The sequence below is a fragment of the Mariniluteicoccus endophyticus genome (assembly GCF_054780035.1).
In genome coordinates, this window is sequence record NZ_BAAGXC010000017.1 from 97,130 (window position 1) to 110,575 (window position 13,446).

The window sequence follows — 13,446 nt, forward strand, 5'->3', positions numbered from 1 at the left end:
CTCGGCCGTCCTCGCTGTCGCCGGGTCTGGTACATGTGGGGTCTGACCGACCGAGGAGGAACCAGTGAGCCAGACCGTGAAGGGCGTCGTCGCCCGCAAGAAGGGTGCAGACGTCGAGCTCGTCGACATCGTCGTCCCCGACCCCGGGCCCGGTGAGGCCGTGGTCAAGATCCAGGCCTGCGGCGTGTGCCACACCGACCTGCACTACCGCGAGGGCGGCATCAACGACGAGTTCCCGTTCCTGCTGGGCCACGAGGCCGCGGGCGTGGTGGAGTCCGTCGGCGAGGGTGTCACCGAAGTCGCGCCCGGCGACTACGTCGTCCTCAACTGGCGCGCCGTGTGCGGCCAGTGCCGCGCCTGCGCCAAGGGCGAGCCCTGGTATTGCTTCGCCACCCACAACGCCCAGCAGAAGATGACGCTGGCCGAGGACGGCACCGAGCTCACGCCCGCGCTGGGCATCGGCGCCTTCATCGAGAAGACGCTCGTCGCCGCCGGCCAGTGCACCAAGGTCGATCCCCAGGCCGAGCCCGAGGTCGCCGGCCTGCTCGGCTGCGGCGTCATGGCGGGCATCGGCGCGTCCATCAACACCGGTGGCGTACGCCGTGGCGACTCCGTGGCCGTCATCGGCTGCGGAGGCGTCGGCATGGCGTCGGTCGTCGGCGCGGCCCTCGCAGGCGCGTCGAAGGTCATCGCCGTCGACACCGACCCCCGCAAGCTCGAACGTGCCACCGAGCTGGGCGCCACCCACACGATCGACCCGGCCGACGGCGACGTCGTCGAGAAGATCAAGGAGCTCACCGACACCTTCGGCGCCGACGTCGTCGTCGACGCGGTCGGCCGCCCCGAGACCTTCGACCAGGCCTTCCATGCCCGCGACCTCGCCGGCACCGTCGTCCTCGTCGGCGTACCCACCCCCGACACGAAGTGGGAGGTGCCGCTCATCGAGGTCTTCGGCCGCGGCGGTGCGATCAAGTCGTCCTGGTATGGCGACTGCCTGCCCTCGCGCGACTTCCCGATGCTGATCGACCTCTACCGCCAGGGGCGCCTGCCGCTGGACGCGTTCGTGTCGGAGAAGATCGGGCTCGGCGACATCGAGGCCGCGTTCGACAAGATGCACGCTGGCGACGTGCTGCGCTCGGTCGTCATGGTCGAGCAGACCGCTGCCCAGACCCAGGAGACCGACGCATGAGGATCGACCACGGAGTCACCACCGGCACCTTCACCCTCGACGGCGAGACGTTCGACGTCGACAACAACGTGTGGGTCATCGGCGACGACGACGAGTGCCTCGTCATCGACGCACCCCACTCGATCGACGGGATCATGGACGTCGTCGGCGACAGACGCGTCGTGGCGATCGTGTGCACCCACGCCCACGACGACCACGTACGTGTCGTCCACGAGCTGGCCGACCGTGTCGAGGCCCCGATCCTGCTGCACCCCGACGACCGGCCCCTGTGGGACCTCACCCACCCGGGCAAGGCGTGGGACCGTGACCTCGTCGACGGCGAGAAGCTCGTCGTCGCCGGTGAGGAAGTACGCGTGATCCACACGCCCGGCCATGCGCCGGGCGCGGTCTGCCTGTACCTGCCGGCCGACGGCGTGCTGTTCTCCGGCGACACGCTGTTCTCGGGCGGCCCAGGCGCGACCGGCCGCTCCTACTCGAGCGAGGACACCATCGTCGAGTCCATCCGGACGAAGCTGTTCGCGCTGCCCGACGAGACCGTCGTCCACACCGGGCACGGCGACTCGACGACCATCGGCGCGGAGGCCGAGGCGCTGGGCCGCTGACCCCGAACGATCGCACAACGGCACGCCGGTTCACCGGCGTGCCGTCGTCGTTCTAGGCCTCAGGCAGGTCGAGGACCTTACGCAACGTCTGCCGTGCGCGCTCCGCGGAGAATCGGTCCTTGACCCACAGCCGCCCGACCCGGCCCATGCGCTCGGCGCGGTCGAGGTCGCTCAGCAGTGCGTACAGGTGGCCGGCCAGCGCGGTGACGTCGTCGGACTCGACCAGCTCGCCAGACTCCCCCGGCACCAGCGTCTCCGACGCGCCACCGGAGTTGCCGGCGATCACTGCCAGGCCGCAGGACGCGGCCTCGAGGAAGACCAGCCCCAGTCCCTCGGGATTGAGGCCGGCACGACGCGTACGCACCGGCAGCGCGAACACGTGCGCGGCAGCCATGATCGCCGGCATGTCCGCATGGGCGACCCTCCCGACCAGCTCCACGCTGCTGTGCAGTCCAGCCGCGGCGACCTTCGCCTCGAGGGCGGCCCGCTCGGGCCCCTCACCGACGATCCGCAGCAACGGCAGCTCCTGGCCGGTCGGCCAGCGGCGTACCACCTCCGTCCACGCCTCGACGAGCGTGTCAAACCCCTTCTGGCGGACCAGACGGCCGGCGGCGAGCGCGGTCGGGCGAAGCGGCCGGGCGCCCGGACGGAACACGTTGGTGTCGACCGGCGGCGAAAGCCGCACCAGCGACCTGCGGGCCGCCGGCGACAACGCCGGACGGATGACCCCGGCGGTGAACTCGGAGATGTAGCTGACGTGGTCGACCGTCGAACCGATGCGACGGATCAGCGACCGGAACAGCGGCACCGTCGACCACCAGGTCTCGTGGCCGTGGGTCATGGCCAGCATCCGCTGGATGCCGGCCGGGCGCAGACGGGGAGCCAGGAGGCCCAACGGCGCGGCCGCACCGAACACGACGCGCGTGCAGTGGTGGCGGTCGATGAGTTCCCTGGCCCGGCGGGCCACAGCCGGCGTCGGCAGCAACGGGCCCCGCATCCGCACCACCGGGTACGGCAGGCGCGCGTCATGCTCCTCGGCGCCGGGCTCGGCACTGGTCAGCACCACGACGTCGTGGTCGAGGAGCTCGCACACGGCGGCCACGAACGACTCGATGCCACCGATGTGGGGCGGGAAGTCGTTGGTGATGACCAGCGTGGTGCGCGTCGCCGTGGGTGTGGCCATGGCTACTCCTTCAGCCGGGCGAGGGCCTCGGCCGTCGCGGCCGACAACGTCTCGCGTGTCCAGCCATTGTCGCGCAGCGCGTCGTCAAGCGCGGCTCCCGCGCCAAGTTTGTCCTGCACGCGTTTCGCAGCGGGGCCGAGGACGCGCACGCCGACGCGGGCCCGGGCGTACCCGACGGTGGCGTCGGGACGCGTCGGGTCGAGCTCCTCGTCGGCGGGTAGACGCGCCGGCGCCCCGGCCTGCAGCGCCGCCCGCAACTGCCGGTCGAGCTCGGCCTCGACCGCCGGGTGGGCCGTCGCCGCGACCTGATCGGCGTACCCCTCGATCCACCAGCGCGGCCACGACCGGTGGCCGGATCCGGTGACGGCATGCACGGACTCGTGCGTGAGCAGGAACTGGCGGGCCTCACCGGTCGTCGCCGCACCCGGACCCGGGTTGACGAGGATCCGGTCCCCCTCGCCGAACGGCCACGAGGCCGCCCCCGCCGAACGGAGGCTGTCGCCGGCGACCATGCGGCTCAGCTGCAACGAGTTGCGGGGTATCTCGGCGACCAGCACGCCGGGGGCCAACCCCGCGGCCCGCAGTTCGGTGGCGGCCCGCTCCAAGCCGTCCAGCCAAGACGCCGGGTCGTGGCCCGCCGTCGCGATCACGACTGCCGCTCCACGTCTGGTGACGGTGATCGGCTCGAGGGACCACAGCGGCTCGGGGTCGCGCTCGGCCGTGTCTCCCAGGCTGACGAGGCGGCCGTCGGCGTCGAGGGTGACCCACAGGACATGCGTCACCCCGCGGGTCTCACCGGCCACCCGGGTCGTGACGGACACGGCCCGGGCCTGCGCCTGCTCCCCCAAAGACGCGACCCGTTCGGGGCGGAGAGGGGCGGTCCGCCCCGTGTCCGCCACGGCGAGCAACTCGAGCCGGGCGAGGTTTTCGCGCACCATCCGCAGGCGGCTCGGCAGAGCCGGGTCGATGGTGGCCGAAGGGTCCTCGAGCAGCAGGGCCCGCACGTCGACGCGCCGGGTGGTCGTCGGCTGGGTGGTGGTTGTCGACCGGGTAGACGGTAGAACCGGCATCGGGGCGGGCTGCGCGCACCCCGCAACGGCAACGACCCCCGCAAGCGCCACGAGGGCGCGCGCGAGGGTCGTCGGCAGGCGTGGGTCAGCCGACGCGGACACCGAACCCGAAGCTCTTCGTCGTCGTATAGCGGACGACGTCGCCAGTGTGGGGAGCGTGGATGACGACCCCGTTGCCGACGTAGAGGCCGATGTGGCTCAGGCTGTTGTAGACCACGAGGTCACCCGGCTGGAGTTCGCTGAGCGACACGCGGCGCCCGGCACCCGCCTGGGCCTGGGAAGTACGCGGCAGCGACACGCCCGCCGCACCCCACGCCTTCATGGTCAGGCCGGAGCAGTCGTAGCCGGCTGGGCCCGTGCCGCCGTAGATGTAGGGCTTGCCGAGCTGGGCCTTCGCGAAGGCGATGGCCTCGCCCGCACGGCCTGATGCAGCGGGGACCGCGGCAGGGGCCTGAGGCGCATTGGCCTGCTTCGGCGCATTGGACGACGGGGCTGCGGACGGGCGGGCGCTCGACGACGGGCGTGCCGACGGGCTCGCCGAGGCCGAGGGGGCGGCCGCCGGCGTCGAACGGCCCGAGGTGGGCGCCTGGCCCGCATCGGCGGCAGCGGCGGCACGCTCGGCGGCCTCACGCTCCTCCTTGGCGCGCTCGGCCTCGAGACGCGCGCGCTCCTCGGCCGTCAGGCGGTTGAGGACGCGCTTGGCCTCGTCGAGCTTCGCGGCCGCATTCGCCTGCGACTCCTTGGCCTGCTTCGACGACTGCTCGATCGTCGCCACGTCGGCAGCCGCGCCGCGCTTCATGTCGGCGAGATTGGCCTGCTGGGACTGGAAGTCCTGGAGCATGCCGTTCTGGTTCGTCCCCACCTGCTGCACGGTCGCGAACTGGCTCATGAACTGCTCGGGATCGGAGCGGAAGAAGATCTGGGTGACCGGGTTGACCGAACCCTGCTGGTATTGCGCCAGCGCCACGGTGCCGACCTGCTTGCGCATGGAGTCCACGCGCTCGGTCTGCTTGGCCACGTCGGACTCCCGCGTCTTCAGACGGGCCTCCGCCTCCTTGAGGCGCTCCTCAGCCGCCAGGGCCTCTTGGTCGAACTGGGCCGCCTGCATCGAGAGGTTCTCGACCTCCGTGCGGGCCTTTGCCACGGCATCGGGGTCGGCTTGAGCGGCCGGAAGACCGGTCGCGAGGACTGCGGCTGCGGACAGCCCGATCAGGCCCGCTCTCAGGCCATAAGCCATGCGTGTGGTCACGCACTGTTCCCTTCACTTCTCGCCTACCGGGTTAGCTGACGGATTCGGGCTGGGAAGGTCGGCCCTACAGGGGTTTCCACCCGATTCACCCCATGGTGCTTCCTGGGTCCCCGGTTCAGTTTCTGATTCGGCGGACGGCTCGGTGCCGCCGCGCCAAACCCTAGGTCACAGGACTGTCACGAGCAAGTCGAGTCTGAAAGACTCTCAGGCGCGTCTGTGGAATGGCAACGGCCTCTCCAACGGCTCGTCCGCGACATGCGCGAGGCGGAGCGGGGGCACCAGTCCCGATGCCGCAAGTGCATCCAGCGCAGCACGCTCCTCCCCCTTGATCTCGACCGGCTCGGCGACGTCGTCGGGCCGCCCCAGCAGCACCGAGATGACGCAGTCTCCGCACGCCAGCGGGCGCGCCGAACAGCTGTGGCAGTCAACATGCAGGGTGTCCATGACAGAAGAGTGCAGGGAACCACTGACAATTTGTCCGGCGCGCGCTACGACGCGCGGGGCCCCATCCGTCGTCGCAGTCGTCGAACCACACGACTGCTGAGCTCCTTCTCGCGTGGGTTGTCGCGGGGCTTCTCCTTGGTGGTCGTCCAGACGCGGGGGTGCGCATGCCGACGCTCGCCGGTTGTCCGGCTCGCGACCGAATAATTGTCAGAGCGAGTTCGTAGGTTCTGGCTCATGTCCACGCCGCACCCTTCTCGCGACCTGCAGCCCACGTTCGACGACCTCGGGACACCGTTGTCGGAGGTGACGTTCGTCGTGGTCGACCTCGAGACGACGGGCGGATCGGGGGACGACCAGATCACCGAGATCGGGGCGGTGAAGATCCGCGGCGGCGAGGTCGAGGGCGAGTTCCAAACATTGATCAACCCCACTTCTGACATCCCTCCGCTGATCCAGGCGCTGACGGGCATCACCAACGCGATGGTGCTCGATGCGCCCCGGCTCGCGGAGGTCCTTCCGAGCTGGCTCGAGTTCAGCCGTGACGCGGTGCTGGTGGCCCACAACGCGGGGTTCGACGTCGGGTTCCTGAAGCGCGCCTGCGCCACCCACGGCCACGACTGGCCCGGCGGCCACGTCGTCGACACGGTGGCGCTGGCTCGGTGCGCGATGCTGCGCGACGAGGTGCCCAACCACAAGCTCGCGACGCTCGCGGCCCACTTCCACGCGACGACGACGCCGAACCACCGGGCGCTGTCCGACGCCCGGGCCACCGTCGACGTGCTCCACGGCCTCCTCGAGCGGGTCGGCAACCTGGGCGTACACACGCTCGAAGACCTCCAGGAGATGACGCGACGTGTCTCCCCCGCGCGTCGCGCGAAGCGTGGTTGGGCCGACACCATGCCGACGGGACCGGGGTGCTACCAGTTCATGAACGGCGACGAGGTGCTCTACGTCGGGAAGTCCGTGAACGTCCGGGCCCGCGTGCGCTCCTACTTCACCGCGGCCGAGTCGCGCCGGCGCATCGACGAGATGGTGCGGGTCGCATCCGGCGTGCGCGCCGTCGAGTGCGCCACGCCCCTCCACGCCGAGGTCACCGAACTGCGGCTGATCGAGGCCCACGCGCCGCGCTACAACCGGCGCTCAAAATTCCCGCGCAAGGTCCAGTGGCTCAAGCTGACGTGCGAGCCGTTCCCCCGGTTGTCACTGGTGCGGCGGGTCGCCGACGACGGCGCGACCTACTTCGGCCCACTGCGCTCCCGCCAGACCGCGGAGGACGTGATGCTCGCGCTCCACGAGGCGTTCCCGATCCGCCAGTGCACGCGCCGGCTGTCGACGCGCACGCCGTCGGGGGCCTGCGTACTCGCCGAGCTGGGGCGCTGCCTGGCGCCGTGCCAGCTGCAGGGCGACCTGCAAGACTACGCGTCGGTCGTCGAGCAGGTCCGCGAAGCCCTGACCAGCGACGTCCGTCCGGTTCTGGTCGCCGCGCGCCCCCGCCTGCAGCGGCTCGTCGCCGAGGAGCGGTTCGAGGAGGCGGCCACAGTGCGTTCGCGTCTGGAGGCGTGGTCGCGCAGCGCCACCCGCCACCACCGTGTGGCCAGTCTGGCGGCCGTGGCCCAGATCGTGGCCGCCGAACGGGTAGGTGCCTCTTGGGAAATCCATGTCGTACGCCACGGCCGCCTCGCCGGAGCGGCCGTCGCCCGGCCGGGTGACGACCCGCGCGCGGTGGCGGAGCAGGCGACGCTGCTCGCCGAGGCCGTCGCCGAACCGGTCGCGCCCGCCCCTGCGGCGACGATCGAGGAGACCGAGCGGGTGGCGGCCTGGCTGGAGCGCCCCGGCGTACGCCTCATCGAGATCGACGGCGACTGGGCGTGGCCGCTCCGGGCCGGCCTGGGTGAAGGCGATCTGGCGCGTTATGCCCTCACCGCCGGCGATGTCGAGCTCGCGTCATGACTCGGCAGGGTCAACAGATGAAGGCGTGGATGCGCCCGATCGAGGCCGCGTACGCGTCGGCATCCCCGTTCGGCTGGCCGAGGTCGGTGAACAGGTGTCCTTCACCTGGCACAACGATGTCCTCGAACGCCGCCCCGGACGCGCGGACCGCCTCGCCGAGCGCCGTGACGTCCGGCCCCTCGATCCAGGGGTCGGTGGCATAGCGGTGCACCTGCACGGGAACGCCGTTCCAGTCGCCGCGGGGGCCCGCCGCGGCGTGCAACAGCACGGCGGCACGCGCCGCGGGGCGCTTGGCGGCGAAGACCTGCGCGAAGAAGGCGCCCAACGAGAATCCGGCCAGCACGGCGTCGTCGGGGACATCCGCCAAGGCGTTGCGAGCGCGGTCGAGGAGCGCCCTCTCCCCCACCTCGTCGCGGTACGCGATGCCCGCGTCGACCTCGTCGAACACGTGCCCGTCGTAGTAATCGGGCGTCGTAACCCCGTGACCGAGGGCGCGCAGGCGATCGGCGGCGTCGAGCACGGCGGGACGCAGGCCGAGCGCGGAGTGCAGGAGAAGGATGTGGGCCATGCCCCCAGCGTGGCACAGCGTCCCGACCTGATGTCAGGCACCACGCGGAACGTGCACGTGCTGCCCGGCCAGGTGTGCCGCGATGGCTGCCGCCATCTGCGAGCGACGCAGACAAAGAGGATCTCAGGCACGGCCTTGACGACGCGCCCGTCATGTCGGGCGCGAGCCAGGGAGGTGGTCACACGCATGCTTCGCCACGGGGACGACGAGGTGGTCGGGATCTTGGCGCAGCTCGTCTACGACGTGGGCTTGGTCGGCCGCGATGGCTTGATCATGGGATCGGTTTACCTTTTGTCCATTTTTTGGACACCACTGGGTTGCCCGTCGCGGCTGTGGTGTCGCCCCGTCCGGCCCGCGGGCACATCTGACTAGGCTGCGACCATGGCGACCTACACCGTGACCCGCACGACGATCATCGACGCCCTGCCCGGGTATGTCCGTCCCCGGATCGCCGACCTGCGCGAGTGGGTCCACTGGTCCCCCTGGGAGGATCTCGACGAGAACCTCACGCGCACCTACACCGGGGCGGAGTCGGGAGTGGGCCAGCGCTACACGTGGAAGGGCAACAAGAAGGCCGGAGAGGGGTCGATGGAGGTCGTCGAGGCCGACACCCAACGCGTACGCATCGCCGTGAACTTCCTCAAGCCGTTCAAGTCCTCGAGCATGTCGGTGTTCACCCTCCGCCCCGAGGGCGCCCGCACCCACGTCCACTGGACGATGGAGGGTCAGCAGAACGCGCTCATGGGACTGGTGGGGCACCTCTACCCGATGGACAGGATGATGGGCCGGGACCTCGAGAAGGGTCTCGCGCGGCTCAAGGCGGCCGTCGAGGCCGACAAGCTGGCCTGACGGCCTGACGGCCTAGGATTCGACCATGGTCACCGCGATTGTGTTCATCCACGCCGACGTCGCCCGCATCCCCGAGGTCGCCGAGGGCATCGCCGCCCTCGAGGGCGTCACCGAGGTCTACTCCGTCACCGGCAACATCGACCTGATCGCCATGGTCCGCGTACGCGACCACGACCAGGTCGCCGCGGTCGTCGCCGATCAGCTCAACAAGGTTCCCGGGGTCAAGGACACCGAGACCCACATCGCGTTCCGCGCCTACTCGAGCCACGACCTCGACGCCGCGTTCTCCCTCGGCATCTGAGAAGGCCCCGGTGCGCACGCTCTCGACGACGCGTACGCCCCGTTCACCGGGAACATCGGCTTCGTCCGCGCCACGCTCGACGAAGCGCTCGAGATCCGGCTGACCAGGACCGCGAGCTGTTCGTCGACTGGCCGGCAAGGGCGGGAGTAGTGAGGCGTCAGACCAGCGCGCCGACGGCCGAGAGCACCAGGCACGCGACACCGATCCCGGTCATCCCCAGCGCCTGGAACCGGTCACGCCCCTGCCACGGGGCCTTCGCCAGCACGAGCCCCGCGGCGCCGCCAGCCACGAGCGCACCCAGCTGCGCGAGGAACCCCGCCGGACCGAACAGGAGGTTCATGCCGAGCAGCAGGGCGAAGAGGATGAGGTCTCCGCGGATGTCCTCGCCGTGGGCGTACTTCACGGCGGCCAGGGCGGACAGCAGGCCGAGGATGGCCGCGAAGAGCAGGCCCATGCCACCGACGCCGGCCAACATCAGCGCAGCCGAGGCGCCGAGCGTGGAGACGACCAGAATGCCCAGCAGGCGCCAGCGTCCGATCTCACGCTCCACCTGGGTGCCGACGAGCCACAGGAACAGGAGGTTCAGCGCCAGGTTCAGCAGGCCGCCCGAAACGAACACGCCGGTGACCAGGCGCCAGACCTGCCCCGCCGACACCGCGGGGGCGGAGAACGCGAGGAACGAGGACGCCATCCCCCGCGTGACGAGGTCCATCATCGCGACGGCGGCGCTGATGACCATGATGGCCACGGTCGTGGAGACCGGGCCGGACGCGCCGAACCGGCCCGCCAGCGCCCCACCGGAGGGGCGCCGGCGGCCGGCGGAGGCACGGGGAGGGACGGAGGCACCGACGCAGCCGGGGCACTGGAACCCCACCGACGCGGGGTGCATGCACTCCCCGCAGATCGGCTTGTCGCACCGCTGGCAGCGGATGCCGGTGGTGCGGTCCGGATGCCGGTAGCAGCCGGTGAAGCGCTCGTCGTCGCTGGGCGCCGGCTGAGAGCCGGCGCGGCGCTCGAACTCTTGCCAGGTGAAGTCGGGCCTCTCGTCACTCATCTCGCGATCAGGCCTCGGAGACCTCGACCGACTCCATCACCACTGGCTCGACCGGGCGGTCCATCATGCCGGTGCGGACCTTGGCGATCTTGTCGACGACCTCACGGGAGGCCTGGTCGGCGACCTCGCCGAAGATCGTGTGGCGGTTGTTCAGGTGGGGCGTCGGGGCGACGGTGATGAAGAACTGCGAGCCGTTGGTGCCGGGGCCCGCGTTGGCCATGGCCAGCAGGTAGGGCTTGTTGAACTGCAGCTCGGGGTGGAACTCGTCGGCGAACTTGTAGCCGGGGCCGCCGGTGCCGGTGCCCTGCGGGCAGCCGCCCTGGATCATGAAGCCGTCGATGATGCGGTGGAAGGTCAGGCCGTCGTAGAACTTGCCCGTGGTCTGCGCACCGGTGGCGGGGTCGGCGTACTCCTTGGTGCCCGTGGCCAGGCCAACGAAGTTGTCGACGGTCTTCGGCGCATGGGTGTCGAAGAGGTTGATGACGATGTCACCGTGGTTGGTGTGCAGGGTCGCGGTCTTGGCCACGTGATGCTCCTTGCTCGCTGGATGGCGTACGCGCCGGACGGCGCTCCCCCATCTTGGCACGCCGCACCCAGCGCGGACCGCGCCGGAGCGGGGGTGGGGGGTGTCGCCGTTGGTACCGATGGGTACGGTGGTAGCCACTCCATCCGGAGCAACCAACCCACACGGAGGAATCGTGAAGGTCAAAGTCAACGCCGCCGCAGAGAACACTCACACGGCCGCGGGCACCCGTGCCGCCATGATCGCTGACGCCAAGAGCCGCCTCAGCCCCCTGTTCGATCAGGGACGCGACAAGCTGACGCCGCTCGTCGAGGACGGCCTCAGCAAGCTGGCGCCCTTCGCCGACGAGGCGAAGGCCCGAGGTGCTGAGTACGCGGCCCAGGCGTCCGAGAAGCTCGCGCCCGCCCGCGCGGTCGCCCAGCAGCGCTACCAGGAGCTGCTGCCGAAACTCGGCGACGCCCTCGAGCAGCTGGTCAACGATGAGAACGCGCAGGAGGCCCAGCACCGCGGGCTCGCCGCCCTGGCCGCCCTCCGTGGCGACCTCGCGCTGCCCAAGAAGGAACAGAAGCGTCTCCACAAGGAGCAGATGAGGCAGGTCAAGGCGCTCCAGAAGGTCGCCAAGAAGCAGGAGAAGGGTGGCTTCGGCTCCAAGCTGAAGACTGTCACCCTCTTCGCCCTGCTCGGCGGCATCGGCTACTTCGTCTACAAGCAGTTCTTCGCGGCGAAGAGCTCCTCCGACTGGCAGGCCCACAACGCCTCGTCCTACAAGTCGACCACGACGACGCCCACCACGACGCCGACGACCACCCAGTCCTTCAGCGAGCCGGTGGACGCCCCCCAGACCGAGGCCGGCGCCACGGTCGACCGCTCCAAGTACGGCGCCGACGCCTTCGTCGGCGCCGAGCCGCCGGCGGGCTACACCATCAAGGGCAACGAGCGCTCGATGAAGTACCACACCCCTGACTCGGGCGGCTACGACCGCACGATCGCCGACGTGTGGTTCACCACCGAGGCCGCTGCCGAGAAGGCCGGTTTCTCGCGCGCCCAGCGTTGATCCGCTGATCCACATCCACGAGGGCCGTCCCGACGGGGCGGCCCTCGTGGCATGTCCAGGTGTTGGCACGAGTGTTGTCCGGCTCCGAGAAGGTGTTGTCCGAGGCGTGGCCGATGTTGTCCGTCGCCGCTGACCCCTTCCCCTAACCGCTCCCTTCTGGCTGTCTGGTGTCACCCACACACCAGGAGACACCGTGAGCACCTACCCCCACCTACCCGTCCCGCGCCGCGACCGTCCCGCCGAGGACCGCTACGACTGGGTCGCCGCCCACCCGTTCCGCCTCCACGTGCGCCGGCTCATGGCCTCGGAGAACCTCGACCACCGGGTCGTCGCCGGGCTCGCCGGGGTCCCCGACAACGTGGTCCGCACACTCGTCCACGGTCGCGACGGTCGGCTCCGGCCCCGCATCGCCCGCAGGGACGCCCGCGCCCTCCTGTCGCTGGACGCCGGTCGCCTCCAGATGGCCCGGACCACTTCGGTCCCCGCCACCCGCACCAGTCGCGCCGTGGCAGCCCTACTGGCCGAAGGCGCTGCCACAGCCGACGTGGCGCGGGCCCTGTCGGTGAGCCGGACGCGCGTCGACGCCCTACGGCGCGGACGGGTCACCCAGGTCACGATCCTGCTGGAGCAGGAGGCCCTCGCCCTGGCGCGCGCCCATGGCATCCACCTCGCCGAGCGGGACGCCGACGCCGACGCCGCTCGGGCCGCGGCCCGCCCGGTGTGGCGACGAGACATCCCGGCGGCCTAGAGTCCGGCTGTGCCCGAGCTCCTGCCCGCGCTCACCCTCGCGGTCGTCGCCAGCTCCGTGACCGCGTATGCGTGGCCGCGCCTGATGACCGGGCTACCCGAGCCCGACGAAGCGCCAGACAAGATTCCCTACCGCCGGCTGGCGGGCCGGACGACCACCCTGACCGCCTCCGGGCTGGTCGGTGCGGCCGTGGCCCTGCTCGCGTGGGTGCCGCTGCCGCTGTGGCCCGTCTGGCTCGGCGTCGCCACGATCGGTGTGTGGCTCGCGGTCGTCGACGGCGCCACGACCTGGCTGCCGCTGCGCCTGACCCAACTGTTGTGGGCCGCGACGGCGGCGGGTGCGCTGGCTCTCTCTCTGACCGCAGGCCCCTCCGCCTCGTTCAGGTCGGCCGGGGCGGCCCTGGGCGCGGGCGTTTTCTTCTGGCTGTTCTGGCGGCTCGGCGGAGGGATCGGGTTCGGTGACGTCCGGCTTGCTCCCGCGCTGGCGGCCGCCGCGGGGTCGGTCGGCCCGACCCATGCGATGGCGGCGGTGCTCCTCGGCACGCTGGTGGGCGCACTCCACGGCGTCGTCAGGACGGCGTGCGGGCGCAGGGGCGCGTACGCGTACGGACCCTCGCTCGTGGCCGGGCCCTGGCTGGCGGTGGCGGTTCTCGGTGGGTAACG

General features: G+C 70.9%; 14 protein-coding genes, 1 pseudogene and 1 riboswitch. Of the genes and pseudogenes, 8 read left to right on the top strand and 7 right to left on the bottom strand.

The window, feature by feature from the left end; genetic code table 11:
• Positions 1-64: 64 nt before the first annotated feature.
• Together ACYVGD_RS07695 and ACYVGD_RS07700 are read left to right on the top strand one after the other, a co-directional pair.
• Positions 65-1,189: an S-(hydroxymethyl)mycothiol dehydrogenase gene (locus ACYVGD_RS07695; protein ID WP_460742641.1), complete on the top strand. Its 1,125-nt coding sequence runs from the start codon at positions 65-67 to the stop codon at positions 1,187-1,189.
• Positions 1,186-1,791: an MBL fold metallo-hydrolase gene (locus tag ACYVGD_RS07700; RefSeq protein ID WP_460742642.1), complete on the top strand. Its 606-nt coding sequence runs from the start codon at positions 1,186-1,188 to the stop codon at positions 1,789-1,791. Before ACYVGD_RS07695 ends, ACYVGD_RS07700 begins: the two co-directional genes overlap by 4 nt.
• A gap of 52 nt (positions 1,792-1,843) precedes the next feature.
• Here the strand turns inward: ACYVGD_RS07700 and ACYVGD_RS07705 are convergent, their stop codons facing one another.
• The 4 genes from ACYVGD_RS07705 to ACYVGD_RS07720 form a co-directional block, all read right to left on the bottom strand.
• Positions 1,844-2,974 (bottom strand): glycosyltransferase family 4 protein, encoded by a 1,131-nt coding sequence (locus ACYVGD_RS07705; RefSeq protein WP_460742643.1) that lies wholly within the window; start codon positions 2,972-2,974, stop codon positions 1,844-1,846.
• Between the two features lie 2 nt (positions 2,975-2,976).
• A complete protein-coding gene (locus tag ACYVGD_RS07710; protein ID WP_460742644.1) occupies positions 2,977-4,044 on the bottom strand; it encodes a hypothetical protein in 1,068 nt (355 codons plus the stop codon).
• Between the two features lie 85 nt (positions 4,045-4,129).
• Positions 4,130-5,293, bottom strand: coding sequence for a C40 family peptidase (locus ACYVGD_RS07715; RefSeq protein WP_460742645.1), 1,164 nt, complete (start codon positions 5,291-5,293; stop codon positions 4,130-4,132).
• A gap of 4 nt (positions 5,294-5,297) precedes the next feature.
• Positions 5,298-5,436, bottom strand: a riboswitch (cyclic di-AMP (ydaO/yuaA leader).
• Between the two features lie 61 nt (positions 5,437-5,497).
• Positions 5,498-5,737 (bottom strand): hypothetical protein, encoded by a 240-nt coding sequence (locus tag ACYVGD_RS07720; RefSeq protein ID WP_460742646.1) that lies wholly within the window; start codon positions 5,735-5,737, stop codon positions 5,498-5,500.
• A 234-nt stretch (positions 5,738-5,971) separates the two neighbouring features.
• Between ACYVGD_RS07720 and ACYVGD_RS07725 the strand changes: the two genes are divergently transcribed.
• Positions 5,972-7,687 (top strand): DEDD exonuclease domain-containing protein, encoded by a 1,716-nt coding sequence (locus ACYVGD_RS07725; RefSeq protein ID WP_460742647.1) that lies wholly within the window; start codon positions 5,972-5,974, stop codon positions 7,685-7,687.
• Positions 7,688-7,697: 10 nt separating this feature from the next.
• On the opposite strand, the gene ACYVGD_RS07730 is transcribed toward ACYVGD_RS07725, so the two are convergent.
• A complete protein-coding gene (locus ACYVGD_RS07730) occupies positions 7,698-8,255 on the bottom strand; it encodes a dienelactone hydrolase family protein (protein WP_460742648.1) in 558 nt (185 codons plus the stop codon).
• Between the two features lie 381 nt (positions 8,256-8,636).
• Between ACYVGD_RS07730 and ACYVGD_RS07735 the strand changes: the two genes are divergently transcribed.
• Positions 8,637-9,104 carry an SRPBCC family protein gene (locus ACYVGD_RS07735; protein WP_460742649.1) on the top strand — a complete coding sequence of 156 codons (468 nt, stop codon included), beginning with the start codon at positions 8,637-8,639 and terminating at the stop codon, positions 9,102-9,104.
• 25 nt (positions 9,105-9,129) lie between these two features.
• Positions 9,130-9,405 (top strand): Lrp/AsnC family transcriptional regulator, encoded by a 276-nt coding sequence (locus ACYVGD_RS07740; protein ID WP_460742650.1) that lies wholly within the window; start codon positions 9,130-9,132, stop codon positions 9,403-9,405.
• 157 nt (positions 9,406-9,562) lie between these two features.
• Here ACYVGD_RS07740 and ACYVGD_RS07745 read toward each other — a convergent pair whose 3' ends face one another.
• A complete protein-coding gene (locus ACYVGD_RS07745) occupies positions 9,563-10,459 on the bottom strand; it encodes a rhomboid family intramembrane serine protease (protein ID WP_460742651.1) in 897 nt (298 codons plus the stop codon).
• 7 nt (positions 10,460-10,466) lie between these two features.
• Entirely contained in the window at positions 10,467-10,985 is a 519-nt protein-coding gene (locus tag ACYVGD_RS07750; protein WP_460742652.1) for a peptidylprolyl isomerase, read from the bottom strand.
• An 889-nt stretch (positions 10,986-11,874) separates the two neighbouring features.
• On the opposite strand from ACYVGD_RS07750, the pseudogene ACYVGD_RS07755 reads away from it, so the two are divergent.
• From ACYVGD_RS07755 to ACYVGD_RS07765, 3 genes and pseudogenes are all read left to right on the top strand, one after another.
• A pseudogene (locus ACYVGD_RS07755) lies at positions 11,875-12,036 on the top strand (sunset domain-containing protein); the annotation flags it as partial.
• 193 nt (positions 12,037-12,229) lie between these two features.
• Positions 12,230-12,784 carry a hypothetical protein gene (locus ACYVGD_RS07760; RefSeq protein ID WP_460742653.1) on the top strand — a complete coding sequence of 185 codons (555 nt, stop codon included), beginning with the start codon at positions 12,230-12,232 and terminating at the stop codon, positions 12,782-12,784.
• 9 nt (positions 12,785-12,793) lie between these two features.
• Positions 12,794-13,444 carry a prepilin peptidase gene (locus ACYVGD_RS07765; protein ID WP_460742654.1) on the top strand — a complete coding sequence of 217 codons (651 nt, stop codon included), beginning with the start codon at positions 12,794-12,796 and terminating at the stop codon, positions 13,442-13,444.
• The last annotated feature ends 2 nt before the right edge of the window (positions 13,445-13,446 follow it).

Excerpts from the sequence above, each read along its gene's own strand:
- ACYVGD_RS07720 (WP_460742646.1), bottom strand. The coding sequence starts at position 5,737 with ATGGACACCCTGCATGTTGACTGCCACAGCTGTTCGGCGCGCCCGCTG.
- ACYVGD_RS07745 (WP_460742651.1), bottom strand. The coding sequence starts at position 10,459 with ATGAGTGACGAGAGGCCCGACTTCACCTGGCAAGAGTTCGAGCGCCGC.
- ACYVGD_RS07725 (WP_460742647.1), top strand. The coding sequence starts at position 5,972 with ATGTCCACGCCGCACCCTTCTCGCGACCTGCAGCCCACGTTCGACGAC.
- ACYVGD_RS07730 (WP_460742648.1), bottom strand. The coding sequence starts at position 8,255 with ATGGCCCACATCCTTCTCCTGCACTCCGCGCTCGGCCTGCGTCCCGCC.
- ACYVGD_RS07710 (WP_460742644.1), bottom strand. The coding sequence starts at position 4,044 with ATGCCGGTTCTACCGTCTACCCGGTCGACAACCACCACCCAGCCGACG.
- ACYVGD_RS07700 (WP_460742642.1), top strand. The coding sequence starts at position 1,186 with ATGAGGATCGACCACGGAGTCACCACCGGCACCTTCACCCTCGACGGC.
- ACYVGD_RS07735 (WP_460742649.1), top strand. The coding sequence starts at position 8,637 with ATGGCGACCTACACCGTGACCCGCACGACGATCATCGACGCCCTGCCC.
- ACYVGD_RS07740 (WP_460742650.1), top strand. The coding sequence starts at position 9,130 with ATGGTCACCGCGATTGTGTTCATCCACGCCGACGTCGCCCGCATCCCC.
- ACYVGD_RS07705 (WP_460742643.1), bottom strand. The coding sequence starts at position 2,974 with ATGGCCACACCCACGGCGACGCGCACCACGCTGGTCATCACCAACGAC.